24 protein-coding genes and 1 tRNA gene are annotated in these 25,340 nt (G+C 56.0%); 13 read left to right on the top strand and 12 right to left on the bottom strand.

Translation table 11 applies throughout. The features are described from left to right. Nucleotides 1–100: 100 nt before the first annotated feature. Entirely contained in the window at nucleotides 101–937 is an 837-nt protein-coding gene (locus Q0955_RS17465; RefSeq protein WP_299426926.1) for an isocitrate lyase/phosphoenolpyruvate mutase family protein, read from the bottom strand. A 222-nt stretch (nucleotides 938–1,159) separates the two neighbouring features. Here Q0955_RS17465 and ctaD point away from each other — a divergent pair, with 222 nt between their 5' ends. The 4 genes from ctaD to Q0955_RS17445 all read left to right on the top strand — a co-directional run bounded on the left by ctaD (nucleotide 1,160) and on the right by Q0955_RS17445 (nucleotide 4,722). After that, entirely contained in the window at nucleotides 1,160–2,854 is a 1,695-nt protein-coding gene (gene ctaD, locus Q0955_RS17460; protein ID WP_299426923.1) for a cytochrome c oxidase subunit I, read from the top strand. 86 nt (nucleotides 2,855–2,940) lie between these two features. After that, a complete protein-coding gene (locus Q0955_RS17455; protein WP_299426920.1) occupies nucleotides 2,941–3,570 on the top strand; it encodes a class I SAM-dependent methyltransferase in 630 nt (209 codons plus the stop codon). A gap of 106 nt (nucleotides 3,571–3,676) precedes the next feature. Next, nucleotides 3,677–4,177 (top strand): DUF2244 domain-containing protein, encoded by a 501-nt coding sequence (locus Q0955_RS17450; RefSeq protein ID WP_299426917.1) that lies wholly within the window; start codon nucleotides 3,677–3,679, stop codon nucleotides 4,175–4,177. A 236-nt stretch (nucleotides 4,178–4,413) separates the two neighbouring features. Next, entirely contained in the window at nucleotides 4,414–4,722 is a 309-nt protein-coding gene (locus tag Q0955_RS17445; RefSeq protein WP_299426914.1) for an EthD family reductase, read from the top strand. A gap of 13 nt (nucleotides 4,723–4,735) precedes the next feature. Here the strand turns inward: Q0955_RS17445 and Q0955_RS17440 are convergent, their stop codons facing one another. After that, entirely contained in the window at nucleotides 4,736–5,305 is a 570-nt protein-coding gene (locus Q0955_RS17440; RefSeq protein ID WP_299426911.1) for a hypothetical protein, read from the bottom strand. Between the two features lie 169 nt (nucleotides 5,306–5,474). After that, nucleotides 5,475–6,551, bottom strand: coding sequence for an Mrp/NBP35 family ATP-binding protein (locus Q0955_RS17435; RefSeq protein ID WP_299426908.1), 1,077 nt, complete (start codon nucleotides 6,549–6,551; stop codon nucleotides 5,475–5,477). Between the two features lie 246 nt (nucleotides 6,552–6,797). Here Q0955_RS17435 and Q0955_RS17430 point away from each other — a divergent pair, with 246 nt between their 5' ends. After that, entirely contained in the window at nucleotides 6,798–7,013 is a 216-nt protein-coding gene (locus tag Q0955_RS17430) for a DUF1127 domain-containing protein (protein ID WP_299426905.1), read from the top strand. Nucleotides 7,014–7,494: 481 nt separating this feature from the next. Here Q0955_RS17430 and Q0955_RS17425 read toward each other — a convergent pair whose 3' ends face one another. Together Q0955_RS17425 and Q0955_RS17420 are read right to left on the bottom strand one after the other, a co-directional pair. Then, nucleotides 7,495–8,124 carry a glutathione S-transferase gene (locus tag Q0955_RS17425; protein WP_299426902.1) on the bottom strand — a complete coding sequence of 210 codons (630 nt, stop codon included), beginning with the start codon at nucleotides 8,122–8,124 and terminating at the stop codon, nucleotides 7,495–7,497. Between the two features lie 78 nt (nucleotides 8,125–8,202). Beyond that, complete coding sequence (locus Q0955_RS17420; RefSeq protein ID WP_299426899.1) at nucleotides 8,203–10,644, bottom strand: UvrD-helicase domain-containing protein; 2,442 nt, start codon at nucleotides 10,642–10,644, stop codon at nucleotides 8,203–8,205. Nucleotides 10,645–10,769: 125 nt separating this feature from the next. Here Q0955_RS17420 and Q0955_RS17415 point away from each other — a divergent pair, with 125 nt between their 5' ends. After that, on the top strand, nucleotides 10,770–11,906 hold the full coding sequence (locus Q0955_RS17415; RefSeq protein WP_299426896.1) for an alpha-hydroxy acid oxidase: 1,137 nt from the start codon (nucleotides 10,770–10,772) through the stop codon (nucleotides 11,904–11,906). A 4-nt stretch (nucleotides 11,907–11,910) separates the two neighbouring features. Here Q0955_RS17415 and Q0955_RS17410 read toward each other — a convergent pair whose 3' ends face one another. Further along, complete coding sequence (locus tag Q0955_RS17410; RefSeq protein ID WP_299426893.1) at nucleotides 11,911–12,372, bottom strand: rhodanese-like domain-containing protein; 462 nt, start codon at nucleotides 12,370–12,372, stop codon at nucleotides 11,911–11,913. Nucleotides 12,373–12,598: 226 nt separating this feature from the next. On the opposite strand from Q0955_RS17410, the gene Q0955_RS17405 reads away from it, so the two are divergent. Next, nucleotides 12,599–16,039, top strand: coding sequence for a pyruvate carboxylase (locus Q0955_RS17405; protein ID WP_299426890.1), 3,441 nt, complete (start codon nucleotides 12,599–12,601; stop codon nucleotides 16,037–16,039). 94 nt (nucleotides 16,040–16,133) lie between these two features. Here Q0955_RS17405 and Q0955_RS17400 read toward each other — a convergent pair whose 3' ends face one another. The 3 genes from Q0955_RS17400 to lipB form a co-directional block, all read right to left on the bottom strand. Then, entirely contained in the window at nucleotides 16,134–16,577 is a 444-nt protein-coding gene (locus tag Q0955_RS17400; protein WP_299426887.1) for a cytochrome C, read from the bottom strand. Nucleotides 16,578–16,730: 153 nt separating this feature from the next. Beyond that, nucleotides 16,731–17,129, bottom strand: a complete 399-nt coding sequence (locus tag Q0955_RS17395) for a hypothetical protein (protein ID WP_299426884.1) — start codon at nucleotides 17,127–17,129, stop codon at nucleotides 16,731–16,733. Nucleotides 17,130–17,377: 248 nt separating this feature from the next. Beyond that, entirely contained in the window at nucleotides 17,378–18,028 is a 651-nt protein-coding gene (lipB, locus tag Q0955_RS17390; RefSeq protein ID WP_299426881.1) for a lipoyl(octanoyl) transferase LipB, read from the bottom strand. Between the two features lie 203 nt (nucleotides 18,029–18,231). Between lipB and Q0955_RS17385 the strand changes: the two genes are divergently transcribed. Continuing rightward, nucleotides 18,232–18,318, top strand: a tRNA-Leu gene (locus Q0955_RS17385). A gap of 70 nt (nucleotides 18,319–18,388) precedes the next feature. Here the strand turns inward: Q0955_RS17385 and Q0955_RS17380 are convergent. From Q0955_RS17380 to Q0955_RS17365, 3 genes are all read right to left on the bottom strand, one after another. After that, entirely contained in the window at nucleotides 18,389–18,910 is a 522-nt protein-coding gene (locus tag Q0955_RS17380; protein ID WP_299426879.1) for a CBS domain-containing protein, read from the bottom strand. 301 nt (nucleotides 18,911–19,211) lie between these two features. Further along, nucleotides 19,212–19,454, bottom strand: coding sequence for a (Na+)-NQR maturation NqrM (gene nqrM, locus Q0955_RS17370; RefSeq protein ID WP_299426873.1), 243 nt, complete (start codon nucleotides 19,452–19,454; stop codon nucleotides 19,212–19,214). A gap of 22 nt (nucleotides 19,455–19,476) precedes the next feature. Then, nucleotides 19,477–20,502: an FAD:protein FMN transferase gene (locus Q0955_RS17365; RefSeq protein WP_299426870.1), complete on the bottom strand. Its 1,026-nt coding sequence runs from the start codon at nucleotides 20,500–20,502 to the stop codon at nucleotides 19,477–19,479. 227 nt (nucleotides 20,503–20,729) lie between these two features. Between Q0955_RS17365 and Q0955_RS17360 the strand changes: the two genes are divergently transcribed. The 5 genes from Q0955_RS17360 to nqrE are packed head-to-tail and all read left to right on the top strand — an operon-like array spanning nucleotide 20,730 to nucleotide 25,335. Next, the gene (locus tag Q0955_RS17360; protein WP_299426867.1) at nucleotides 20,730–22,070 is read left to right on the top strand and encodes a Na(+)-translocating NADH-quinone reductase subunit A; all 1,341 of its coding nucleotides are present in this window, start codon (nucleotides 20,730–20,732) and stop codon (nucleotides 22,068–22,070) included. 2 nt (nucleotides 22,071–22,072) lie between these two features. Beyond that, the gene (locus tag Q0955_RS17355; RefSeq protein ID WP_299426864.1) at nucleotides 22,073–23,272 is read left to right on the top strand and encodes an NADH:ubiquinone reductase (Na(+)-transporting) subunit B; all 1,200 of its coding nucleotides are present in this window, start codon (nucleotides 22,073–22,075) and stop codon (nucleotides 23,270–23,272) included. Then, the gene (locus tag Q0955_RS17350) at nucleotides 23,265–24,074 is read left to right on the top strand and encodes a Na(+)-translocating NADH-quinone reductase subunit C (protein ID WP_299426861.1); all 810 of its coding nucleotides are present in this window, start codon (nucleotides 23,265–23,267) and stop codon (nucleotides 24,072–24,074) included. The genes Q0955_RS17355 and Q0955_RS17350 overlap by 8 nt, the downstream gene beginning before the upstream one ends. Continuing rightward, the gene (locus Q0955_RS17345; protein WP_294228437.1) at nucleotides 24,074–24,727 is read left to right on the top strand and encodes an NADH:ubiquinone reductase (Na(+)-transporting) subunit D; all 654 of its coding nucleotides are present in this window, start codon (nucleotides 24,074–24,076) and stop codon (nucleotides 24,725–24,727) included. Before Q0955_RS17350 ends, Q0955_RS17345 begins: the two co-directional genes overlap by 1 nt. Continuing rightward, nucleotides 24,727–25,335, top strand: coding sequence for an NADH:ubiquinone reductase (Na(+)-transporting) subunit E (gene nqrE, locus Q0955_RS17340; RefSeq protein WP_164645323.1), 609 nt, complete (start codon nucleotides 24,727–24,729; stop codon nucleotides 25,333–25,335). The genes Q0955_RS17345 and nqrE overlap by 1 nt, the downstream gene beginning before the upstream one ends. The last annotated feature ends 5 nt before the right edge of the window (nucleotides 25,336–25,340 follow it).

Genomic DNA, 25,340 nt, shown 5'->3' with positions numbered 1-25,340 from the left:
CGCCGCAGAATTCCGAAGGGTGACAACCCGGTGTGTGTTTCTGCACTGCACCCTTTGGAAGCCCCTGAAACGCCCGCGCCCCAATGCGGGCGTTTCTTCATTAAACACGTGGGGTGGGCGCTGCGCGCATCAGTCCCATAAGTTCCGCTCCCGGCATGGCTTTGTTCGCATAGGCAAACTCCCCGTCCTGCAACACCGCGCGCATCGCTTGTTGCACCGCGCCGTAAGCCAACCGCGCTAATGACCCGCCAACGCTGACCCGCTTAACGCCAGCCTCAGACAGCTCTCGAACGGAAAAGAAAGGTGGGCGCAGTCCCATCACTACGTTCACAGGCTTACTCACCTCCGAGCAAACAGTCCGGATCGCGTTCAAATCGGGTAATCCCGGCGCATAGAGCACATCCGCCCCCGCCGCCTCAAACGCTTGCAGTCGCGCAATTGTGTCCTTCAAGTCTGGCCGTCCGTGCAGATAGTTCTCCGCCCGCGCGGTCAGCACAAACTGGTGTGTCTGCGCCGCTTCTGCCGCCGCCGCAATCCGCTCCACTGCCAGCCCCAAGTCCATGATGCCGCCGTCGTCACCGCCGGTGGCATCTTCAATCGAGCCGCCAACCAGACCAACCTCTGCCGCCATGGCAATGGTCTTGGCGCAGGTTTCCGGCGCCAGGCCAAAGCCATCTTCCAAATCGGCAGACACAGGAAGATCTGTCGCCGCCACAATACCCGCCGCATTGGAGAGAATCGCCGACCGCGTCATGCTGGCCGCCCCGTCCCGTAGGCCCTGTGTCACAGCGGCCCCTGCGCTGGTGGTAGCCAAGGCCGCGAATCCCTCCGCCGCCAGCACCCGCGCGCTGCCCGCATCCCACGGATTGGGCATCACAAACGCCGCGTCGCCATGATGCAGGTCCAAAAAAGCGGTGTATTTCTGATCTCTACGCATGCACTGATTCCTATGTGGCTCCCACTACCGTAGCGTGAAATTAGAACAAAGTTGGAACAAAAAACCGCAAAAGCCGGCCAAGACCCGCGCCCCTGCGACAATTTTTTTTGATCTAGGTCAATTACGGTGATTGCGACCGCGCGCCCGGCACCCTAAAACGACCGGGAACCAGGCGTAAGCGGGAATCCGCGCGCCCAGATATAAATCAACAGGAGGCAACGCATGGCAGACGCAGCCATTCAAGGCCAGGACCATCACGACGAGCGCGGTTTTTTCACCCGCTGGTTTATGTCCACAAACCATAAGGACATTGGCATCCTTTATCTGATCATCTCAGCCCTGGCTGGTTTGATCTCCGTCTTCTTCACGGTGCTGATGCGCATGGAGCTGATGGATCCGGGTGTTCAATACATGTGTCTGGAAGGCGCGCGCTTCTTTGGCGGCGGTGACGGTCCCTGTACACCAAACGGCCACCTGTGGAACGTTCTGATCACCTACCACGGTGTTCTGATGATGTTCTTTGTGGTTATCCCGGCGCTGTTTGGCGGCTTTGGCAACTACTTCATGCCATTGCAGATCGGCGCGCCGGATATGGCGTTCCCACGGATGAACAACCTGTCCTTCTGGCTCTACGTGGCCGGTACCCTGCTGGGTGTCGCGTCGATGTTGGCGCCAGGTGGCGGCCCGGTAATGGCGGACGGCAGCCAACAACTTGGCTCCGGTGTGGGTTGGGTCCTGTATCCGCCGCTCTCCACCAACGAAGCTGGCATGTCGATGGACCTCGCGATCTTTGCGGTGCACGTCTCCGGTGCCTCTTCGATCCTGGGGGCGATCAACATCATCACCACTTTCCTGAACATGCGCGCCCCTGGCATGACCCTGTTCAAAGTGCCTCTCTTTGCATGGTCCATCTTTGTGACCGCCTGGCTGATCCTTCTGGCCCTGCCAGTTCTGGCCGGCGCCATCACCATGTTGTTGACCGACCGTAACTTCGGCACCACCTTCTTTGATCCAGCCGGCGGCGGCGACCCGATCCTGTATCAGCACATCCTGTGGTTCTTCGGCCACCCGGAAGTGTACATCGTGATCCTGCCAGGCTTCGGCATCATCTCTCACGTGATTGCGACGTTTGCGCGTAAGCCGGTCTTTGGTTACCTGCCAATGGTTTGGGCGATCATTGCGATTGGTGCTCTGGGCTTCGTTGTATGGGCGCACCACATGTATACGGTGGGTATGTCGCTGACGCAGCAGTCCTACTTCATGCTGGCCACCATGGTCATCGCGGTGCCAACCGGGGTTAAGATCTTCTCTTGGATCGCCACCATGTGGGGCGGCTCCATCGAGTTCAAAACCCCAATGCTCTGGGCGTTTGGCTTCCTGTTCCTCTTCACCGCAGGTGGTGTGACCGGGATCGTTCTGTCGCAAGCTTCCGTGGACCGCTACTACCACGACACCTACTACGTGGTTGCGCACTTCCACTACGTGATGAGCCTCGGCGCCGTGTTCGCGATCTTTGCCGGTATCTACTTCTACTTTGGCAAAATGACCGGCCGTCACTACCCTGAATGGGCGGGCAAGCTGCACTTCTGGATGTTCTTCATCGGTGCCAACCTGACCTTCTTCCCACAGCACTTCTTGGGTCGTCAGGGCATGCCACGTCGTTACATCGACTATCCGGAAGCCTTTGCATATTGGAACAAGATCAGCTCCTACGGTGCGTTCCTGTCCTTTGCTTCCTTCCTGTTCTTCTTCGGTGTGGTGTTCTACTCGCTGTTCCGCGGCGCGAAAGTGACCGAGAACAACTACTGGAACGAATACGCAGATACTCTGGAATGGACCCTTCCATGCCCACCACCAGAGCACACCTTCGAAATCCTGCCAAAGCAGGAAGACTGGGACAAAGGCCACTCTCACTAATGTGAGGCCTCTCAGGTAACAGATCAAAGAGGCCCCGGCGCAGCGATGCTCCGGGGCCTTTTCTTTTGCACAAAGGACCACTTTGGATGTCATCACCGGAAGACTTTGCAAAGATCAAGGCGGACATGGCTTCTGTTTATGAGCGCAACGCCGCAGCCTGGGATGAGGGCCGCGATACGTCCTTGCGCGAAAAAGACTGGCTGACCCGCTGGCTTGAGGGGCTGCCTGTTCCATCGAAGGTACTTGATCTCGGCTGCGGCGCTGGACGACCTCTGAGCGGTTACCTGACAGACCTTGGCCATCACATTTGTGGTGTAGACGCCAGCGCCGCCATGATTGCGCGTGCAAGGTCCAATGTCCCCGCCGCGACATTCCAAGTCGCAGACATGCGCAGCCTTGATCTGGGCCAGACCTTTGACGCCATCCTCAGCTGGGACGCCTTTTTTCATCTCAGCCCGGAGGAGCAACGCTCAACCCTGCCAGTGATCCTGAAACACCTCAAGACCGGAGGGCACCTATTGCTGACAGTGGGCGATGACGAGGGCGAAGTCACCGGCAGCGTAGCGGGCGAACCGGTCTATCACGGCAGCCTGTCTCCCGCCGAATACCTCGACACGCTTCAAGCCGCTGGCTTTGCCGAGATCACCTACACCCCTAACGATCCCTCAGTTTTGGGCCGCTACGTGCTTTTGGCCCGCGGCAAAGGCGCGACATGACCTACACAGACCAAACCCCCGTCTTCTCTTCCCCCCAATATCCCGGGGTGAATTGCGCGCCTGCGCGCAAGAGGGGCTGGCCCCTTAGTCCGCCAAGCCCTGTCTAATGCCGCATCGCTGGACCTCCTCGCCAAACCCGGATCAGCCCGTCCTGACCCTCTGGCCGTACCGCTCCCTGCCACGCCGGGGCTTTGCGGCAATGATTCTCTTCGCCTTTGGCATGAGCTCCATCCCGCTTTTGGGCCTGTTGGGCTCTGTGGCCCTCTGGGGCATCCTGCCATTTATTCTGGTGATGGTTGCTGGGCTCTGGTGGGGGCTGGAACGCTCTTACAAAGATGGTGAGGTTCTCGAAGAGCTGACTTTGGCCGACGATATCCTACGTCTGCGCCACACACCCGCTCGCGGCGCTGTGAAAGAGTGGGAGTGTAACATCTATTGGACGCGCGTTGAGCTGCATGCCCATGGCGGCCCTGTCCCCAACTATGTGACCCTCACAGGAAATGGCCGTACCGTGGAGATCGGAAGTTTTCTGAGCGAAGACGAGCGCAAACAGCTCTACGTCGAACTGGACGATTTTCTGAGGGCAAAGGCCACGCGGCAACCCTGAGCGTGTCGCGAGAATGCGCCGTTGCGCGGGCGCTGCGGTCATTTTCAGAGCGAATCGGCGGGTGACGTGAACGTCAAAAAGCGCACCTCCGCAAAACAGTCGGGATACCGATGCTTTACCGACGTGATTTTTGGCAGGGTTGCGCTGCACTGCAGCAGGTTAACAACAGGGATTTTTGCGCCAAATGCCGTCTCCTGCTAGGCTGCTTTATCACCGCCAGAATTGGGGAGGATTCCATGGCTGTTACTTTGCAAGTGCTGTATCCGGTGGGCGACGGCACCACCTTTGACCACGATTATTACGCCACCACCCACATGGGGTTGGTCGGCGAACACATGGGCGCACATATTAGCAGCGCGCAGGCTTCCAAAGGACTGGCCGGTGGTCCGGACACCCCGGCACCATTCCACGCCATTGCGACAATTACCTTTGCAGATCAAGACGCTATGGGCGCCGCCATGAAAGCCGCAGGGCCGGTTATGGCGGATATTCCCAACTTCACCAACGTGCAGCCACAGATCTTGATTGGCGAGATTTACGACTGAGACAGGGCGTCGATTACGGCGCAAATCGCGCGGGCAGACACTGTTCCCAAACCTTCACCGGCGCAGCAAATTCAGATCGAAACTGCGCCGGTCTCCGTTTGAAGCGCTTGCGCACCGCATTCACCTTGTCGCCGATTTCAAACCATTCGATCATGCGCCGCACATGTCCCACCTGCAGCCCAAGCGTTTGGGCCGTTGGCTTGCCTATGGAGCCTTTGTGTTTCTCGATGGCGCGCAACAGAGAGGCTGGATCTAAGGCGTTTGCATCATTGGAAAAATTCTCAATCCAGCTCTGGTTTTTATACGCCGCCAAAACAGTCTCCATGGAAGGCACAATTTGCGCCAGGCCATAGGGGCATCCGGTGTCTGTTTCTGCCACAACCGACACCGTTGGCGCCAAATCTTCGTAGACATACAGCCGATAGCCACGCTCTTGATAAGGCTGGAAGCCCGTCAAACGCTTGCGCCACACCGCGAGAATTGCCCCCACAAAGGCGACGCGATAGGCGGTGGTGATCCACTTGTGATGATCCGCCCAGTATTCCAACGCCCAAAGGTGAATGTGATTGTCTGCGGAATGCATGATCGGGAGATCTCCTACAAAGCGCAAATCTGTCTCTTGGCACTCCCTCAAAAAGTTCGCCAGTTCGGGGCAGCGATTGCGTGTGAATTCAACTATCTCCATGAAAATCCATTTAAAAAGGGCTCCGCCAATGTCGGAACCCTATAATAGATCTGCATTTTGGCAAAGCTTACGCCATCCCACCCCGCACCAGCCCATTGGCAATCTGCGCATAGGCTTGCGCCATGTCGCTGTCACCGGCAGCAATCGGCGTGCCGCCATCGCCCGCCAGACGCGTGTCCAGATCAATGGGCAGTGCGCCAAGCAGTGGCACGCCAAGCTTTTCAGCCTCCGCCGCCACGCCGCCGTGGCCAAAGATATGCGCTTCATGTCCACACTTCGGACAATGGAAAAGGCTCATGTTTTCAATGAGTCCCAGAACCGGTGTCTTGAGTTGATCAAACATGCCAAGCGCCTTGCGCGCGTCGAGTAAAGCCACGTCCTGCGGCGTGCTCACGACAATGGCCCCGGTCAGTTCTGTCTTCTGACACAGCGTCAGCTGCACGTCCCCTGTGCCGGGTGGCAAGTCGACAATCAACACATCCAAATCGCCCCACTGCACTTGCGTCAGCATCTGCTGCAACGCGCCCATCAACATCGGGCCGCGCCAAACAACCGGCTTGTCCTCTTCCAGCATGAAGCCCAGCGACATGATTGTGACGCCATGCGCCTCAAGCGGAATAATGGTTTTGCCGTCAGGACTTGCCGGGCGTTTGTTGACGCCCATCATGCGCGGTTGGCTTGGGCCGTAGATGTCCGCATCCAGCAAGCCCACTTTGCGGCCTTGTTTTGCCAGAGCCACAGCCAAGTTAGAGGACACGGTCGATTTGCCCACGCCCCCTTTGCCGGACCCAACCGCCAGAATGCGATCCACACCCGCCACTTTCATCGGACCAGCCTGCGGTTTGGGGTGTCCGCCAATTTTCAGGCTAGGCGGTGCGGATTTGGGGGCAGGGGCGCTGTCATGGGCCGTCAATGCAACCTGAACTGAGTCGACTCCGTCCATCTGTGCAACGGCCGCTTCCGCCATTTTGCGCAACGGCTCCATGAGTCGTGCTATATCGGGGGTGGGTGCTTCAATAACAAACTGCACATTTTTTTCGCGAATGCTCAATGCGCGGACAAAGTCCCGTGAGATTAAATCGCCCCCGTCGGGCAGAGCAATTTTTTGCAAAACGGCCTGCACCTGTTCTTTGTTGACGGACATGCACAACTCCTATGCTGCAAGTGCACAATAAAGGCACCGTTTGAGATTCCATGTAAGAATCCGTTTACATTTCTTCAACCAATTCCGCACGTTGGTTAATTTTTCGGCGGTTTACCTTTACGTAACGTCTGGTATTCGCTCGACGCATAACTGCTTTGCGAAGGCGGCTATTGTGCAGATGCAGCATCACCCTATATCACCATCACAACAGCGAACAGACACTCTAGCAGACTGAGAGAAATGACAATGGCATATGTAGCAAGCACATCTTCTGTGACCGCACCTAAAGCCTCTGGCCTTTCGGTCCTTTTCGCAAACGCAGCAGAACGCTTCCGTCAGTACCGCGTTTACCGCGCGACGTACAACGAGCTGAACCAGCTTTCTGACCGCGAACTGGCCGACCTGGGTCTGAGCCGCTCCATGATCCGCCGCTTGGCGATCGAAGCAAGCCGCGAGGCATAAGAATTCGGAAGGCCGCTCCTCCCTCAGGCCTTCCACTACTGCGACGATACCTCTCCTCCTCCCTGGTGTCGTCGTAGCGAACACAGGACCAGAACGGTCCACCGAGCTCAAGTTGCTCCTCTCCTCCTCCCTGGAGTGACTTGATCTAAGCGGCGACACCTCTCCTCCTCCCTGGTGTCGCCGCATCGAATTCGGGCCCAAAAGCCCAACGGTATCAAGAGCCCTCTCTCCTCCTCCCTGAGGGCGCTTGAAACTAGAGCGACGGTGCCTCTCCTCCTCCCTGGCACCGTCGCACTCAAAATTCGATCCCGTCGCGGGGTCACCGGTATCAAGACGCTCTCTCCTCCTCCCTGAGCGTTTTGTGTGAAGCGCGGCGACATCTCTCCTCCTCCCTGATGTCGCCGCTGCCTTCTCTCTCCAAATCCCTGATGCACAACAAAAAAGACGCTCCGAAGAGCGCCTGTTTTTGGGGTTTCTTGCCTTACGCCTGCACGCTGGGGCGGCTGGCTATCTTGGCAAGCCAGGCTTGCGTCGCTGTGTTGTCCTCCGGCGGTGTCATCTTCACGATCCGTGCAAAGTCGCAGAACACATAACCGGTGATGTCTGCCATGGTGAACGTGTCGCCCGCCAGCCAGGGGCTGTCCTGTAGCCTCTGTTCCAATGTGGCGTAGAACAATTGCAGGCGTTTGGCGCCCCTTTCAGCCAGCTCTGGAATTTGCTCGTAGTTGACAGCTCCTGGCAGTGCGCGGCCTTTGAGGGCAGGGGAAGCATTGCGCAGCGTTTCGGCAATCGACATGCCGCCATGGAACTCGCAAATCGCGTTCCACATAAGCACTGAACCCTTTTCGTCCGGCGTAGTGCCCATCAAAGGTGGTTCCGGATGCATCGCCTCAAGGTAGCCTGCAATCGCGATGTTTTCGGTCAGGTTCAGCCCTTCGTCCGTCGTCAGTACGGGAACGGTACCGTGTTGATTCAGCGCCAGAAATTCTGGGGCGCGGTGGCCGTCATTGCGCAGGTCCACTTGGCGGGTTTCAATCTCCAGCCCTTTCTCTGTAATAAACATCCGTGCCCGCCGCGGGCTGGGCGCTGTCGCGCAATCGTAGAAAATCATGAGGCTCTCCAGTCTGGAGTTCACCTCAACGCATGGCGGCGCGTGCTGTCAATATCTCCGCGGGACATCGACGTCGGGTCAAAACGGAATGTCATCTGATGCACTGACAAAACGAGCGACGACCTTCTTTTCCCCAGCTTTTTCGAAGTTGATGGTCAGCTTGTCACCCTCAATTCCGGTCACAGCGCCATAGCCAAACTTTTGATGGAATACGCGGTCGCCAACGGTGAAGCTGCTCACAGCGGTCAGATCAATCGCGGCAGCTTTGCTTTCTTTGGGCTGGCTGGTGCCATATTGCCCTGCACGGGATTGCAGGCGTTTCCAGCCTGGAGAATTGTACCCATCTGCTTTCATGGCAGAGCTTTCCAACCCTGACCGGCCAAAGCCACCGCCAGAATCACGCGCCCCTCCGCTGTGGCCATACAGGCCGGGCGGGGTGAGGACTTCGACATTTTCGTCAGAGAGTTCATCAATAAACCGACTTGGCATTTGATTCTGCCATTGGCCAAAAACACGTCGATTTCCAGCAAAGGAAATTGTGCAAATCTCTTCGGCTCGCGTGATGCCCACGTAAGCCAAACGCCGCTCTTCTTCGAGGCCCTTAAGGCCGGTCTCGTCCATGCTGCGTTGGGACGGGAACAACCCATCTTCCCACCCCGGCAGGAACACAGCCGGGAACTCCAACCCTTTGGCAGCGTGCAGCGTCATGATCGAAATCTTCTGCTCCGCGTCTTCGCTTTCATTGTCCATGATCAGGCTGACGTGCTCAAGGAAGCCTTGCAGATTGTCGAACCCTTCCAAGGCTTTGACCAGTTCTTTCAGGTTCTCAAGCCGCCCCGGTGCTTCCGGTGTTTTGTCGTTCTGCCACATGGCCGTGTAACCGGCCTCGTCCAGAATCACCTGCGCCAATTCCACATGGCTCAGTTCGGCATGGCCTTCCTGAAAGCGCATGGCGGTCTGCGTGGTGCCATCATCAATGACGTCGTCGTCATCCAACGGCACCTCGATAACCGGCGCGGTGCCTTGCTTGCGCCAACGGTCTATTCCGTCTATCAAGATGCCCAGCTCTTTAGCGCCTTTGCCGCCAATGCCCTTTTCTTCCAGCAGGATACGGGCGCCTTCCACAAGGCTCACGCCGTTGGCGCGCGCACAGGTCTGGATTTTCTGTTGCGCCACATTGCCTAACCCGCGCTTGGGTGTGTTCACAATGCGCTCAAACGCCAGATCGTCGTCCGGGCTGACCACCACGCGGAAGTAGGCCATCGCGTCGCGGATTTCCAAACGCTCATAAAAACGTGGCCCGCCAATCACGCGATAGGGCAGTCCGATGGTGAGGAACCGATCCTCAAACGCGCGCATCTGGTGGGAGGCGCGGACAAGGATTGCCATGTCTTCCAGCGACTTGGGGTCACTGCCACGCGTGCCGCGCTGCATGGCCTCTACTTCTTCGCCAACCCAGCGGGCTTCTTCATCTCCGTCCCAATGACCAATCAGACGTACTTTCTCGCCCATGTCAGCCTCGGTCCAAAGCTCCTTGCCAAGGCGGTTTTCATTGCCGCGAATAACATTGGAGGCCGCAGCCAGAATATTGCCGGTGGAGCGGTAGTTTTGTTCCAGCCGCACCACATGCGCACCGGGAAAGTCCTTCTCAAACCGCAGAATGTTGCCCACTTCTGCGCCACGCCAGCCGTAGATCGACTGGTCGTCGTCGCCAACACAACAGATGTTTTTATGCGCCGAGGCCAGAAGCCGAAGCCATAGATACTGTGCGACGTTGGTATCCTGATATTCGTCCACAAGGATATAACGGAACCAGCGCTGATAGTTGGACAGCACATCCGGGTGATCTTGGAAAATTGTGACCATATGCAAAAGCAGGTCGCCAAAATCCACTGCGTTGAGTTCTTTCAGACGGTTTTGATACTGCGCATAGAGCTGACCACCCATGTGGTTATAAGCTCCTGCATCAGCGGCAGGCAGTTTCTCCGGTGTCAGTGCGCGGTTCTTCCAGCCATCAATCAGAGAGGCCAGTTGCCGAGCGGGCCAGCGTTTGTCATCGATATTGGCCGCTGCGACCAATTGCTTGAGCAGGCGCAATTGGTCGTCAGTGTCCAGAATCGTAAAATTGCTTTTCAGACCAACCAACTCCGCGTGGCGGCGCAGCAGCTTCACACAGATCGCATGGAAGGTGCCCAGCCAAGGCACGCCTTCAATCTGCTGTCCCAACATATTGCCGACGCGGTCTTTCATCTCGCGGGCTGCTTTGTTGGTGAAGGTCACCGCCAAAATCTCGTTTGGTCGTGCGCGATTGGTGTTGAGCAGGTGCACAATCCGCGCGGTCAGGGCTTTGGTTTTGCCGGTGCCGGCGCCAGCCAACATCAAAACTGGACCGTCCAGTTTCTCAACCGCTTCGCGCTGTGCCGGGTTGAGCTGGTCGAGGTAAGGCATCGGGCGTGGGGCCATGGCCCGCGCCGACAAGGACGCGCCTTCGAAGGCGTCAAATTCGTCAAAACTGCTCATGGACGTTACCCTATCGCAAAGCTAGCTGAGGCAAAAGCCTGTTCTTCTTATGTTCCAGTGATGGTTGCGCGGTAAAAAGGCAAGTCGCGCTGGACATTTTTTGGGAGGCATAAGACGGTTATCTCATGGATTTGCATACCCAATACCCCGCCTTAAGTGATCTGCGATCTCGCGCGCAAAAACGGATTCCCAAATTTGTCTGGGAATATTTGGACAGCGCGACCGGGGAAGAGCGGAGCAAAGCCCGCAACAGGCAAAAACTTGATGAGATCTTGTTTGAACCGTCCATTTTACATGGTGAACTGTCACCGGATGTTGCGACATCTTTCCTGGGGCAAGCCTATGATGTTCCAGTTGGAATTGCGCCGGTGGGCATGTCCGGGCTGATCTGGCCAGCCGCGGAACAGACCTTGGCGCGGACGGCGATATCCGCCAACATGCCTTACACGCTCAGCACAGTCGCAACGCAGACTCCAGAAGACGTTGCACCTCAAATTGGACAAAACGGATGGTTTCAGCTCTATCCGCCGCGTGATGAAGGTATCCGCAAGGACCTTTTGAAGCGCGTGAAATCTGCTGGGTTTACCACATTGGTGCTGACGGTTGATGTCCCAACAGCCAGCCGCAGAGAGCGGCAGGTGCGGTCCGGCCTCACGACGCCGCCGAAACTCACACCGCGTCTTTTGGCGCAGGTGGCTTTGCGGCCAGCTTGGGCTTTGGCAACGGCGCGGTCAGGTATGCCGCGCATGAAGCTGATCGATGATTATGCCGGACAGGTGTCCGGGTTAAGCTCCACTGCCCACGCAGGATACTTGCTGCGCACCTCCCCGGATTGGGACTATGTGCTATGGCTGCGGGACAATTGGGAGGGGGCTTTTGTTGTCAAAGGCGTGCTCCGCAGCGAGAACTGTGCGAGGCTTGAGGCCATGGGCGTCGATGCGCTGTGGTTGTCCAATCACGCAGGCCGCCAGTTTGATGCAGCGCCAGCCCCCATTGAAGTTTTGCCAAAAATACGCGGAGCCACTGCGCTCCCATTGATAGTGGACAGCGGTTTTGAAACCGGCCTTGATATCCTGCGGGCGCTGGCCTTGGGTGCAAATTTTGTGATGATGGGGCGGCCGTTTCACTATGCCCTAGCGGCGTTGGGAACCAAGGGTCCCGCGCATCTCGTGGATATCCTCAAGCAGGACTTGCGAGCAAATATGGGGCAGCTTGGTTTGGAAGACCTGACAGAAGTACCAAGCAAGCTGCGTCCCTTCTAGTTTACTATTTGGCGGTCAGATCCTTTGGCATGGCCTCAAACGCGGTTTGAGCGTTTACCGTTGGTAGGCCGGATGGAATCCACCCCTTGCCGCGCGGGCCTCCCAACATGCCTTCGGTTACGTCCAACGTCCCATCAATGCCGTTTTGCGCAAAAACGCCCATCAACCGGCCGCTGCGGTTGCCGCTTCGACAAATCACGGCGACCTGGTGGTTGGGATTACGCTCCAGAACCGCCATGATCCAACGGCCAAAGTCGGGCTCGCGCATGTCGAGTGGCCAGGCGCCTTCGGCCACGCCGCTGTCTTGCCATTCTTGTGGTGTGCGCACGTCAATCAGGATCAACTCGCCAGATCGCATGCGGGAGAAAGCCTCCTCCGCTGTGAGTGTTTTGGGGTTTGCCAGTGCGTCGACTGGGATCAAAGAAAGTGCGGCAAGGGAAAAAGAGAAGCGACGACGGGTCAGCATTTTTACATTCCATATTTTGATTGTTACGCAGATGGCGTGAGACTTTGCGCAATTCAACTGCGCAAAACCGCCGTTCACGGTAGTTTTATTCCGTTCGGAAACAACTCGAGTACAAAATGTAACAGAAATATTTCAGAATCAGGGTCAGTGGGTATTGCGCTGCGACGCGGCATGCTTGTAGCAATTCGTCCAAACACCGACAGTGCCAAAGAGGGGACACCTGCCGATGCCTGAATTTTCCAAAATCCTGATAGCCAACCGTGGCGAGATTGCGATCCGTGTGATGCGGGCTGCAAACGAGATGGGTAAGAAGACCGTGGCGGTCTTTGCGGAGGAAGACAAATTGGGTCTTCACCGTTTCAAAGCGGACGAAGCCTATCGCATTGGCGAAGGAATGGGCCCGGTTGCTGCCTATCTGAGCATTGATGAGATCATCCGCGTGGCCAAAGAGTGCGGCGCAGATGCGATCCACCCGGGCTACGGGCTGCTGTCCGAGAACCCGGACTTTGTGGATGCTTGTGCGGCAAACGGCATCACCTTTATTGGCCCTAAAGCCGAAACCATGCGCGCACTGGGCGACAAGGCGTCGGCGCGAAACGTCGCCATTGACGCGGGCGTGCCGGTTATTCCTGCCACCGAGGTGCTTGGTGACGACATGGACGCCATCAAGAAAGAGGCCGCTGCAGTTGGCTATCCCCTGATGTTAAAAGCATCCTGGGGCGGCGGCGGTCGGGGTATGCGCCCGATTTTTGGCGAAGACGAGCTGGAAGAGAAGGTGCTTGAAGGCCGTCGTGAGGCGGAAGCTGCCTTTGGCAACGGCGAAGGTTATCTCGAAAAGATGATCACCCGTGCACGTCACGTTGAGGTGCAAATCCTCGGGGACACCAAAGGCAACATCTACCATCTCTATGAGCGCGATTGTTCTGTTCAGCGCCGTAACCAGAAAGTGGTAGAACGCGCGCCGGCGCCGTATCTCTCCGAAGCGCAGCGTGAGGAAATCTGTGAACTGGGTCGCAAGATCTGTGCCCATGTGAACTACGAATGCGCTGGCACCGTTGAGTTCCTGATGGATATGGAAAGCGGCAAGTTCTACTTCATCGAAGTTAACCCGCGGGTGCAGGTGGAGCACACTGTGACTGAGGAAGTCACCGGTATCGATATCGTTCAGGCGCAAATCCTGATCGCAGAAGGTAAATCTCTGGCCGAGGCCACGGGTAAATCCAGCCAGTACGACATCCGCCTGAATGGCCACGCTCTGCAAACCCGTGTGACCACGGAAGATCCGCAAAATAACTTCATCCCGGATTACGGCCGCATCACGGCGTATCGTTCTGCGACAGGTATGGGTATCCGTTTGGATGGGGGGACGGCTTACGCAGGTGGCGTGATCACCCGTTACTACGATTCTCTGCTGACCAAAGTGACGGCCTGGGCTCCGACGCCGGAAAAGGCGATTGCCCGCATGGACCGCGCATTGCGTGAATTCCGTGTGCGCGGTGTGTCCACCAACATTGCGTTTGTGGAAAACCTGTTGAAGCACCCAACCTTCCTCAACAATCAATACACTACCAAGTTTATTGATGAGACCGAGGAGTTGTTTAACTTCGAGAAACGTCGCGATCGGGGCACTAAGGTGCTGACCTATATCGCAGATATTTCTGTGAATGGGCATCCTGAAACAGCCGACCGCCCTCTGCCGCCCGCTGATTTGAGAGAGCCTGTGCCACCAGCGAAGCATGGCACGGTCAAGCCGGGCACGCGTAATCTCTTGGAAGAGCAGGGGGCGCAAGCGGTCGCGGATTGGATGAAGGCGCAGAAAAAACTTCTTTTGACCGACACCACCATGCGCGACGGACACCAATCGTTGCTCGCGACCCGCATGCGTTCGATCGACATGATTAAGGTTGCGCCGTCTTATGCTGCGAACCTGTCTGATTTGTTTTCGGTCGAATGTTGGGGTGGCGCGACATTTGATGTGGCGTATCGCTTCTTGCAGGAATGTCCGTGGCAGCGTCTGCGCGATCTGCGCGCCGCCATGCCGAACGTGATGACCCAAATGCTGCTGCGCGCCTCCAATGGCGTGGGTTACACCAACTACCCTGACAACGTGGTTCAGGCCTTTGTGAAACAGGCCGCAGATACCGGTGTGGATGTGTTCCGCGTGTTTGACAGCCTCAACTGGGTGGAAAACATGCGTGTCGCAATGGATGCGGTGGTTGAGAGCGGCAAGGTCTGCGAAGGCACTATCTGCTACACCGGTGACATTCTCGATCCAAACCGCGCCAAGTATGACGTGAACTACTACGTGTCCATGGCCAAAGAGCTTGAAGCCGCGGGCGCGCATGTGTTGGGGCTTAAGGATATGGCGGGCTTGTTGAAGCCAGCCTCCGCGCGGGTTCTGATCAAAGCGCTGAAGGAAGAGGTTGGTCTGCCAATTCACTTCCACACACATGACACATCTGGCATCGCAGGCGCCACTATTCTGGCCGCGACGGATGCTGGCGTAGATGCTGTGGACGCGGCTATGGACGCCTTTTCTGGCGGCACATCCCAACCATGCTTGGGGTCGATTGTAGAGGCTACACGTAATACGGATCGCGACACAGGCCTTGATATCAAGGCTGTGCGTGAAGTCAGCGACTATTGGGAAGGTGTGCGCGCGCAATACGCAGCGTTTGAAAGTGGTCTCGCAGCGCCTGCTTCTGAGGTCTACCTGCACGAGATGCCTGGCGGTCAGTTCACCAATCTAAAGGCACAGGCGCGCAGCCTTGGCCTGGAAGAGCGCTGGCACGAGGTCGCGCAGACCTATGCAGATGTGAACCAGATGTTTGGTGACATTGTGAAAGTCACGCCGTCCTCCAAAGTTGTGGGCGACATGGCGTTGATGATGGTCTCTCAAGGTCTGACACGTGACGAGGTTGAAGATCCCAAGACCGATCTGGCCTTTCCGGATTCGGTTGTGGACATGATGCGCGGCAATCTTGGTCAGCCGCACGGTGGCTTCCCTTCCGCGATCATCGACAAGGTGCTCAAAGGTGAGAAACCAAACACCGAGCGTCCAGGCAAACATCTCAAGCCAATTGACCTCGAAGAATCGCGTGCAGAGCTTTCTGGTCTGCTAGAAGGGTTTGAAGTCGATGATGAAGATCTGAACGGATACCTGATGTATCCAAAAGTCTTCCTCGATTACATGGGCCGTCACCGCCAATATGGTCCGGTGCGCGCGCTGCCCACCAAAACCTTTTTCTACGGTATGGATCCCGGCGACGAGATCACCGCTGAGATTGATCCAGGCAAGACGCTGGAAATTCGTCTGCAAGCCATTGGTGAAACTGACGAAAACGGTGAAGTCAAAGTCTTCTTCGAACTCAATGGCCAGCCCCGTGTGATCCGTGTGCCCAACCGTCTGGTCAAGGCGTCCACCGCTGCAAGGCCGAAAGCCGAAGTTGGCAACGCCAATCATATCGGTGCGCCCATGCCAGGGGTTGTCGCTTCTGTGGCGGTGGCTGCTGGTGCACAGGTCAAAGAAGGCGACTTGCTGCTCACAATCGAAGCCATGAAAATGGAAACGGGCATCCATGCGGAACGTGATGCTACAATCAAAGCTGTACACTCCGCAGCCGGTGGACAGATCGATGCCAAAGATTTGTTGATCGAACTAGAGTGACTGGCATGCACCTGTGTGCAAAAGGTGTATCCTAAAAAGAAAAGCCCCATGCAGTGACAACTGCATGGGGCTCTTTTTTGTGAAAAGGAAAGCCTTACTCAGACTTTTCTTCAGCTTCAGCTTCTGCTTCAACCGCAGGCGCGAGAGATGCCAGGTATGCGAAGACGTCTGCGCCACCTTTTTTCAGCTTGAAAGACATCTTGGACTTTGTGGCGTAGCCGTTGTCACCCAGCCATGCTTTTGGATCGGTCACGTAGGCAACCAACATCTCTTCGGTCCAAACGGCACCAGCGTCTTTGGCTTCCAGAAGGCCTGCGCCGTATTTGAAGTCTTCAGCGGCAACGCCGCGACCAACAATGCCGTACAGGTTGGGGCCGGTTTTGCCGCCTTTGTACAAGACTTCGCCATCCGGATTTACAACAGAGTGGCATGCCTTGCACTTCTTGAAGCCTTTTTCACCGGCCTCAACGTCGCCTTCGGCAGTGGCGGGCGAAGCGACAAGTAGGGCCGCCGTGGCTGCTGCAACAACAAACTTCATGAGAGATTCCTCGTTAGATGTTCAAAAAATTGACGCGTATTTCCTCGGCTGGAGTTTCAGCCATAGGGGCGCGATGTGCAAATCAATTTCCATTGGAATAGGACCATTGGACGCCATCCGCGACGATCGGGCGCGGCTTTGGCTCTGGTCGACTTAGAAGCGAAAGAGAAGTTTCAGCGCAGCTTTGGTGTTGTCTTTGTCAGCACCGGAGTGTTTTGCGCGATTGGTTGGTTGAAACAGCTCCAGGTTCAGCGCAAGCCCCCGGTCGAGCGGGCGCTCCAAACCTAGGCCGACAACACCATCCGTTGCACCGGGCTGGTTGCCGCCGGAGAACACGCCATAGATAGCGGTGTCTTCCAGTTGAATGCGGATACGGTCTTTGACGGTGCGCTTGGCAGCGTGTTCCGAGGTGTGGCCTGTGTTGGCAAAGCGAGAGAGACCGAGACGGCGAGGGGCGTCTTCAGCGGATGCCTCGTCGGTGTTGGTCAGTGCCAAAGTGCCAGCGAGACCGTTGTCGAAGTTCCCCAACCCTTGCAGAAGAGACGTATCCATTTTCGCAACAGATTCTTCTGCCAATATAGCACCCGACAGCGGAGCAAAGGCAATGAATGCGCAGGTGAATGCAATTCTCAGCAGCATAAAACGTGTTCCCCAAGGGCGCGCTGTGTCACGTGAGGATCACGCAAAGTTGGCAGCTTCACAGGCGAGGTTCCTTAGCCTCACACTATCGTTGAGGTGGTTAACAATTCGTTTTCATTTCGGCATCCGAGGGGATGGTGACGCCCTTGAGAAAAGGTTGGTCAGCCGCCAAAAGTCTGTTCAAACTGCCGCCTTAGCGCCACGTCTACGTCGTCCATTGTGACTGGGAGGCCCAAGTCGACCAAAGATGTCACACCGTGCTCCGTAATCCCGCAAGGCACAATGCCGTCAAAGTGCCTGAGGTCTGGCTCCACGTTGAGTGAAATGCCATGAAAGCTCACCCACTTTTTGAGACGAATACCAATAGCAGCGATCTTATCTTCTGCTCTTTCACCGTTCGCCTGAAGAGGCTTGTCATCACGTGAAACCCAAACACCGACTCGCCCGTCGCGAATTTCGCCGGTCAGGTTAAACTCTGCCAGTGTTGCAATGACCCAGGTTTCAAGCTGTTTCACAAAGACGCGAATGTCTTTACCGCGCTTGTTCAGGTCCAGCATCACATAGACAACCCGTTGCCCTGGTCCGTGGTAGGTATATTGACCACCGCGCTTGGCTTCAAACACAGGAAACCGATCTGGATCAGTCAAATCTTCGCGCTTAGCGGATGTGCCTGCTGTATAGAGGGGAGGGTGCTCCAGAAACCAAACGCATTCTTCTGCCTCTCCTTTCGCGATCGCCTCCGCTCGCTGTTCCATAAACGTGAGCGCTTCGTCATAGTCGACTAGAGTGTCGGATTGAATCCATTCCACCATTTGTGAGCCTCATCCCGCTGTCGGTTTACCGGTGACCTAAGCGCCCCTCGCCGCTGGTGCAATCTTTCTCCGGGTTTTAGCTTTGAATTCAAGGCAAGTTTGAAGGAAGTAGGCGGGATCCCGAAAAATTCTGGATCATCGTCATTTTTTGCTTCACATCCCCAATCAGCAGCGGTATTAGCCCCACACCCACCAGGGCAAGTGCGGTCGTGGCGGAATTGGTAGACGCGCAGCGTTGAGGTCGCTGTTCTTTAACCGGAGTGGAAGTTCGAGTCTTCTCGACCGCACCAAATCTCTCAAAAGATTTGATTTTCAAGGGCCGATCACTCGGCCCTTTTCTATTTGAGAGCAGATTTTTCTTTAGCCTACAATGAGCTGTTTGAGCTGCAACGCTTCATGCTCAAGCTCTGTAAGACGGTAATTCACCAAATCGCCAATCGTTACCATGCCAATGAGGCCGGAGCCGTCAGCAATTGGCATGTGGCGGAAACGCCCTTCATTCATGCGTCGCAGAACGGACACCATGGGTTCGTCAGGCGTGCACGTTTGTACGGCTGTGGTCATGACGTCAGACACTTGTTGCGGCAGGGTTTGGCCGGGTGTGTCAGCAAGCTTTCGGACGATATCGCGTTCTGACAGGATCCCTTTCAATTCGCCATTTGCGTCTGTGACCAGAAGGGCACCAATGCCACGCTCTTTCAGGACTTTGACCGCGTCTCCCAGCGTGTCTTGGGGGCGAATCGAAAAAACACTTCCGCCTTTTTGATCCAGAACCTTTTGCACAGTTGCCACGTCAGAAGACGTATTTGTGTTCGTGGATTGGCTCATGGTTTTGTTTTTTTCCTCAGCCTTGCGGTTTGGGGCTTGGTAGGAACTGGGCATTGAGGGCTCCTTGCGTAGAAAATTCTCTGTCTTTATGTGTCCAGCCTAACTGCTGAAACTGCTTTTGGGGAATTTTCTTTTGCCTGACGTTGTGCTTTCGCCGTGGCTTGCCACTGTGCTTTTTGTTTTGGCTTGCCTTGCAGGCCATCGCTACCGTCGTGCTTGGAAAGAAGAGGGGCCACGTTGGCAGCTGTGGGTATTTGGGCTGATCGCGGCTCTTTGCCTATTGATTGTTGGTTTGGTGCCGCTCGCCACAAATGGATAAGGCGCCCTTTTCTAATCATTGAGACGTGTTCGCGGGTTAGGTGCGTTCGTCTTCTTGCATTTGTTCTAACATCTTCTTGGCGCGTGGGCATTGCAGCCGTTCGCGTAGCGGGCTGTCCGGATCAATGTCCTTGCTGCACACGACACATTTGTCTGAGCCGCTGATGGCATTCAAGCCGCCACAGGACCCCTTGATGGTGCGTCCGCGAAACATCACGCCAACGGCCATTCCAAGCGTCACCAGAAGCAACAGTACAAAAGTGAGCATAAAGGTTTCCATCGCTTGGTGTCCTTTGAAGAGGTTAGCTGTGTTGAATGCTGGCGAATTGATCGGTGGCGTAGGTTTTGAAGTGCATCTTACCAGATGTGACCTCACGGTCGATAAACAAGGCCGCGAGATTTTGCCGCTCTGCAATTTCCATGCCGCGCTGTCGGCCAAGCACCAACAGGGCGGTTGCCCAGGCGTCTGAGAGCATGGCGTTTTGGGTCAAAACCGTGACCGAGGCTGTAGCGTGGGTTACGGGGCGGCCGGTTGTCGCATTAAGGATGTGGCTGTAGCGGACGCCATCTTGTTCGAAGTAGTTTCGGTAGTCGCCTGATGTGGCCATGCCCAAGTCGGACACGCTGAGAACCTTAAGAAAGCTGCGCTGACGTGCGTCTGGCGTTTCTATGGCGATTTGCCAGGGCAGTCCTTCGGCATTTTGGCCGGACGTGATGATATCGCCGCCGATCTCTACCATAAAGTCGGTGACGCCAAAGCTTCTGACGATGTCGCCGAGTCGATCAACCCCGAACCCCTTGCCGATAGCCGAGAGGTAAATTTGGGTGTCGTCGTGGGATTTTGTAAGTGTGTTGCCGTCGAGCGTGAGAGCGTCAGACTGACCCACAGACTGCATTCCGGATGTAACAGCAGCAGCGTCTGGAACGCGGCCAGTCGGTTTCTGTGCGCCAAACCCCCAGAGATCAATCAAGGGGCCAAGGGTGAGATCAAACTGTTCGTCGCTGGCATGATGCACTGCTTGAGCAGCTTGCATGAGCGTGAACATGTCAGCGCTCATTGAGAAGGGCGTATTGGCCTTGAGCGCATTGATCTGGGAGATCTCAGAAGTCGGGTTCCAGTTCGACATTTTCTGGTCGACGTCCTGTAACGCCGCATCAATTGCGACTTTCAGAGCGTCTTTTTTCAGACCGCTATGCGGCTCGACCGCCACAATGGTGTATGTCGTGCCCATTGTTTGACCGCTCAACAACAGGTCCGCTGCGCCACGTTTGCAGGCAGCAAGCGCCAACGTCATGAAGATAAAGCTGCGTCGAGAGAGCCGGGTCATTTTAGGAAATTCTCAGTGAGTTGTGGCAACAAAACTGGGCCGCGGCCCAGATCATCAGGGCTGCGGAGCATCCGCGCTGTTGCTGACGATCTTTATTGCTCTCAAAGGGGAGAAACAATAGAAAAGTGGCAGTTTAAGGGCTGGTTGCGCACGCGTGGAACGCGTATAGGCATGCGCGACAGATCAGAAAATCGAAGACGAACCAGAAACGACGGGATGTGATTGACGTGCAGCATTTTGCGCTCAAAAAAGGCCTGAATCTTCCGATCACCGGTGCGCCGGCTTCGGGAGAGATACACGACGCTGCCCCGGTGAAAACCGTGGCCGTGTTGGGAGGCGACTATATAGGACTGAAGCCGCGTATCTCCGTATCAGAAGGAGATGTGGTGGCCGCAGGGGATCCACTTCTTGCGCATAAGGACACAATGGACGTGAAAGTCGTCTCTCCCGTGTCTGGCCGTGTGAAGGCGATCAATCGCGGCGCACGGCGGGTTTTGCTCAGTGTGGAAATCGAAGTTGATTCTTCGGCGGCTGAACCAAAAGACTTTGCGGCTGTGGGCGACGTGTCCACCCGCGCGGGTCTGGTGGAGCGGCTTTGTGCCGCAGGTCTGTGGACTTCGTTTCGCACGCGGCCTTATTCGAAGGTGCCTGCTCCAGACGAAACTGCGGCAGCGATCTATGTGAACGCGATGGATACCGAGCCTTTGGCTGGTGATCCTGCGGTTGTGATTGCTGATGCAGGAGATGCCTTCGCTCAAGGCTTGGCTGCAATTACTAAGTTGACCGACGGCGCGACGTATCTTTGCCATGCGCAGGGGGCCAATGTGCCAAGCGCGGATGGCGTGACCGTGGCGACCTTCTCTGGTCCGCATCCCGCGGGCTTGGCTGGTACGCACATGCATTTCCTGGAGCCACCGTCGGCGTCCAAAACCGTATGGACCGTTGGATACCAAGACGTGATCGCCATTGGCCGCTTGTTGGAGACTGGCAAGATTGACGCCAGCCGGGTGATCGCTCTGAGCGGCCCTCTCTGCGATAATCCGCGTTTGGTGCGTACCGTGGAAGGGGCTTCGCTGCTTGAACTGACCAATGGGGAGATTTCCTCTGACCTTCCGGTACGTTTGGTTTCTGGTTCGGTTTTGAGCGGTCAGGCTGGCGAAGACGTGGTGACGTTCCTGGGGCGTTATGCGCGTCAAGTGACCATCATGGAAGAGGATCACAAACAGATCCCAATGGGGTGGATCCGGCCGATGCCGTCGAAATACAGCCTTTTGCCGGTTCTGGGTTCCGCCTTTTCCAAGAAGCTTTACCCCCTGAGCACCAATTTGAACGGTGGCCGTCGTGCGATGGTACCACTGGGGACCTTCGAAGAGCTGATGCCACAGGACTTCCTGCCGACACAACTGCTGCGGGCGTTGTTGGTGATGGACACCGACGAAGCGCAAAAGCTGGGTGTACTGGAACTGGACGAAGAAGACCTTGGTCTTGTTGGTTTCTCCTGTCCTGCAAAATATGAATATGGCGAAGCACTCCGCGATAGCCTGACCAAGATTGAGAGGGAGGGTTAACCATGGGGTTGCGCAACTTCTTTGATCGTATTGAGCCGCATTTTGTAAAAGGCGGCAAATACGAGAAACTATTCCCGATCTATGAAATGGTCGAGAGCTTCATCTATACGCCAAAGACCGTGACCAAGGCTGCGCCACACGCGCGGTCTTACGTCGACATGAAACGGATCATGACCTACGTCGTGATCGCGACCATCCCCTGTATCATCATGGGGCTGTATAACGTCGGTCTTCAGGTCAACTCGGCTTACGAGACAATCGACCCATCCGGTTGGCGTGCGTGGATCATCTCCATGCTGGGCATAGGCTTTGACGCCTCAAACCCGCTGGCAAACTTTGCACATGGGTTGCTGTATTTCTTGCCCATCTACATCACCACACTGGTTGTTGGCGGTATTTGGGAGGTGCTGTTTGCCACAGTACGTGGCCACGAAGTCAACGAAGGTTTCCTTGTAACCTCTATGCTCTTCGCACTGATCATGCCCCCCGCTGCACCATTGTGGCAGGTGGCGCTGGGCATCAGCTTTGGTGTTGTGATTGGCAAAGAAGTTTTTGGCGGTACCGGCAAAAACTTCCTCAACCCAGCTTTGACAGGGCGTGCCTTCCTCTATTTCGCATACCCGGCAAACATGTCTGGTGACACGATCTGGACACCTGTTGATGGCTTCTCAGGTGCGACAGCGCTGTCGATTGGCGCATCTCAGGGCTACCAGGAACTGGCCGCAAACGGCATGAATTGGATGAACTCCTTTGTGGGGACTGTCCAAGGATCTATCGGCGAAGTATCCGCACTGGCTTGTCTGATTGGTCTCGCATTCCTACTGATCACCAAGATTGCCAACTGGCGCCTTGTGGTCGGCTGTATGGCTGGCATGATCGGTTTCTCTTTGCTGCTTAACGTGATTGGTTCCGACACCAACCCAATGTTCGCAATGCCATGGTATTGGCATTTTGTTGTGGGTGGCTTTGCCTTTGGCATGGTGTTCATGGTCACCGAGCCGGTGTCGGCCTCCCACACCAATATGGGCCGCTACATCTACGGGGCGTTGATTGGGTTCATGGTTGTCATGATCCGCGTCATCAATCCAGCTTTCCCGGAAGGCATGATGCTCGCGATCCTCTTCGGTAACGTCTTTGCACCGCTGATCGATTACTTTGTTGTGCAAGCAAATATCAAACGGAGGGCCCGTCGTAATGTCTGACGCTTCCAATCAAAACAAAGGGCCTATTGCGCGCTTTCTGTCGGCTCCGCCAGATAGCGTTGGTAAGACGGTCTTCATCGCCGTCAGCCTGTGCCTTGTGGCCTCGATGATTGTGTCTGCTGTGTCTGTGGCGCTACGCCCGTTGCAGGAGCAAAATAAGCTCAAGGATAAACAGGCCAACGTTCTTCAGGTGGCTGGTCTTTTTGAGCCGGGCATGGACGTGCTGGAAGGGTTCAGCGTGTTTGAACCTCAGGTGGTTGAGCTGGAAACTGGCACCTTCACCGACGCGTTTGACGCGGCAACCTTTGATGACCGCGCAGCGGCGGCTGACCCTGAACTATCCGTGCGTCTGAGTGACGACCCGGCAGGCATTGGCCGTCAGACAAAATTCGCAACGGTCTACTTGCTGCGCAATGATGACGGATCTCTGGATAAGGTGATCCTGCCGATCCATGGTTATGGCCTTTGGTCTACGCTTTACGGCTTCATCGCGCTTGAAGAAAACGGCAACGACATCTTTGGTCTACAGTTTTACGACCACGGTGAGACGCCCGGCCTCGGTGCCGAAGTGGACAACCCGCGTTGGAAAACGCTGTGGGGTGGTAAAAAACTGGCTGATGAAGACGGCAGCTTACAGATCACTGTTGCCAAGTCTGTGCCGCCTGCCGGTGCTGATTATCATGTTGATGCGCTTGCTGGTGCGACGCTGACGTCTGTTGGGGTCGACAACCTTGTGCGGTTCTGGATGGGCGAAGCTGGCTTTGGCCCGTTCCTTGAAAACCTCAAAGCAGGAGAGATCTGATGGCTCAGACAAAAAGAGACCTTCTGGTCGACCCGCTTGTCGACAACAACCCGATTACGCTGCAAGTGTTGGGCATTTGTTCTGCGCTGGCGGTGACCTCCTCGCTTCAAGTTGCCTTTGTTATGGCACTCGCAGTGACGGCGGTTACTGGCTTCAGTTCGATGTTCATTTCGGTGCTGCGCAACCAAATCCCGGGCTCGATCCGGATTATCGTGCAGATGGTGATCATCGCGTCTTTGGTGATCATCGTGGATCAGGTTTTGAAAGCTTATGCCTATGACGTCTCCAAGACGTTGTCGGTGTTTGTGGGCCTGATCATCACCAACTGTATCGTGATGGGCCGCGCGGAAGCGTTTGCAATGAAAAACCCACCAATCGACAGCTTCATTGATGGTGTCGGCAACGGCCTTGGCTACGGCGCGCTGCTGCTGGTTGTGGGCTTCATTCGAGAGCTGTTTGGCGCAGGCAGCCTGTTTGGCATCACCATCTTGCCTACCGTGAACAACGGTGGCTGGTACGTGCCAAATGGTATGCTGCTGCTGCCACCCTCGGCGTTCTTCATCATTGGTTTGCTGATCTGGGCGGTGCGTGCCTGGAAACCGGAGCAGGTGGAAGAGCGTGAATACAAAATTCAAGTTGTGGAGGGCCACTAATGGAAGGGCTTCTCTCTCTAGCCGTAAAGGCCGTCTTTGTTGAGAACCTTGCGCTCTCCTTCTTCCTCGGCATGTGCACCTTCATTGCCGTGTCCAAGAAGATCTCGACCGCGCTTGGTCTGGGCATTTCTGTGATGCTGGTACAGGCCATTACGGTTCCGACCAACAACCTGCTTCTGACCTACCTGTTGGCGCCTGGTGCGCTGGCATGGGCAGGCTTCCCGAATGTGGATCTGACCTTCCTTGGCCTGATTTGCTACATCGGCGTGATTGCGGCGATGGTTCAGATCCTTGAGATGGTCCTCGATAAGTTCTTCCCGCCGCTCTACAATGCGCTGGGTGTGTTCTTGCCGCTGATCACAGTGAACTGCGCCATCCTGGGTGGCTCTCTGTTTATGGTGGAACGTGACTACAACATCGCGGAAAGCGTGACCTATGGTCTTAGCTCCGGCTTTGGTTGGGCGCTGGCAATCACCGCAATGGCCGGTGTGCGCGAGAAGCTCAAGTATTCCGACATTCCCGATGGTCTTCAGGGCCTAGGCATCACCTTTATCACCGCGGGTCTGATGGCTTTGGCCTTCATGTCCTTCTCCGGCGTGAAACTCTAAGGGGT

The organism is uncultured Shimia sp., from assembly GCF_947493595.1.
GTDB lineage: Bacteria > Pseudomonadota > Alphaproteobacteria > Rhodobacterales > Rhodobacteraceae > Shimia.
The sequence above is the reverse complement of the archived record's forward strand: the minus strand, read 5'-3'. Positions and strand labels throughout refer to the sequence as shown.

Excerpts from the sequence above, each read along its gene's own strand:
- Q0955_RS17430 (WP_299426905.1), top strand. The coding sequence starts at position 6,798 with ATGGCATATGTAGCAAGCACATCTTCTGTGACCGCACCTAAAGCCTCT.
- Q0955_RS17365 (WP_299426870.1), bottom strand. The coding sequence starts at position 20,502 with ATGACCCGGCTCTCTCGACGCAGCTTTATCTTCATGACGTTGGCGCTT.
- nqrE (WP_164645323.1), top strand. The coding sequence starts at position 24,727 with ATGGAAGGGCTTCTCTCTCTAGCCGTAAAGGCCGTCTTTGTTGAGAAC.
- Q0955_RS17415 (WP_299426896.1), top strand. The coding sequence starts at position 10,770 with ATGGATTTGCATACCCAATACCCCGCCTTAAGTGATCTGCGATCTCGC.
- Q0955_RS17395 (WP_299426884.1), bottom strand. The coding sequence starts at position 17,129 with ATGGATACGTCTCTTCTGCAAGGGTTGGGGAACTTCGACAACGGTCTC.
- Q0955_RS17410 (WP_299426893.1), bottom strand. The coding sequence starts at position 12,372 with ATGCTGACCCGTCGTCGCTTCTCTTTTTCCCTTGCCGCACTTTCTTTG.
- Q0955_RS17440 (WP_299426911.1), bottom strand. The coding sequence starts at position 5,305 with ATGCATTCCGCAGACAATCACATTCACCTTTGGGCGTTGGAATACTGG.
- ctaD (WP_299426923.1), top strand. The coding sequence starts at position 1,160 with ATGGCAGACGCAGCCATTCAAGGCCAGGACCATCACGACGAGCGCGGT.
- Q0955_RS17445 (WP_299426914.1), top strand. The coding sequence starts at position 4,414 with ATGGCTGTTACTTTGCAAGTGCTGTATCCGGTGGGCGACGGCACCACC.
- Q0955_RS17450 (WP_299426917.1), top strand. The coding sequence starts at position 3,677 with ATGCCGCATCGCTGGACCTCCTCGCCAAACCCGGATCAGCCCGTCCTG.
- nqrM (WP_299426873.1), bottom strand. The coding sequence starts at position 19,454 with ATGGAAACCTTTATGCTCACTTTTGTACTGTTGCTTCTGGTGACGCTT.
- Q0955_RS17405 (WP_299426890.1), top strand. The coding sequence starts at position 12,599 with ATGCCTGAATTTTCCAAAATCCTGATAGCCAACCGTGGCGAGATTGCG.
- Q0955_RS17380 (WP_299426879.1), bottom strand. The coding sequence starts at position 18,910 with ATGCCCAGTTCCTACCAAGCCCCAAACCGCAAGGCTGAGGAAAAAAAC.
- Q0955_RS17345 (WP_294228437.1), top strand. The coding sequence starts at position 24,074 with ATGGCTCAGACAAAAAGAGACCTTCTGGTCGACCCGCTTGTCGACAAC.
- Q0955_RS17350 (WP_299426861.1), top strand. The coding sequence starts at position 23,265 with ATGTCTGACGCTTCCAATCAAAACAAAGGGCCTATTGCGCGCTTTCTG.
- Q0955_RS17420 (WP_299426899.1), bottom strand. The coding sequence starts at position 10,644 with ATGAGCAGTTTTGACGAATTTGACGCCTTCGAAGGCGCGTCCTTGTCG.
- Q0955_RS17435 (WP_299426908.1), bottom strand. The coding sequence starts at position 6,551 with ATGTCCGTCAACAAAGAACAGGTGCAGGCCGTTTTGCAAAAAATTGCT.
- Q0955_RS17455 (WP_299426920.1), top strand. The coding sequence starts at position 2,941 with ATGTCATCACCGGAAGACTTTGCAAAGATCAAGGCGGACATGGCTTCT.
- Q0955_RS17355 (WP_299426864.1), top strand. The coding sequence starts at position 22,073 with ATGGGGTTGCGCAACTTCTTTGATCGTATTGAGCCGCATTTTGTAAAA.
- Q0955_RS17425 (WP_299426902.1), bottom strand. The coding sequence starts at position 8,124 with ATGATTTTCTACGATTGCGCGACAGCGCCCAGCCCGCGGCGGGCACGG.
- Q0955_RS17465 (WP_299426926.1), bottom strand. The coding sequence starts at position 937 with ATGCGTAGAGATCAGAAATACACCGCTTTTTTGGACCTGCATCATGGC.
- lipB (WP_299426881.1), bottom strand. The coding sequence starts at position 18,028 with ATGGTGGAATGGATTCAATCCGACACTCTAGTCGACTATGACGAAGCG.
- Q0955_RS17400 (WP_299426887.1), bottom strand. The coding sequence starts at position 16,577 with ATGAAGTTTGTTGTTGCAGCAGCCACGGCGGCCCTACTTGTCGCTTCG.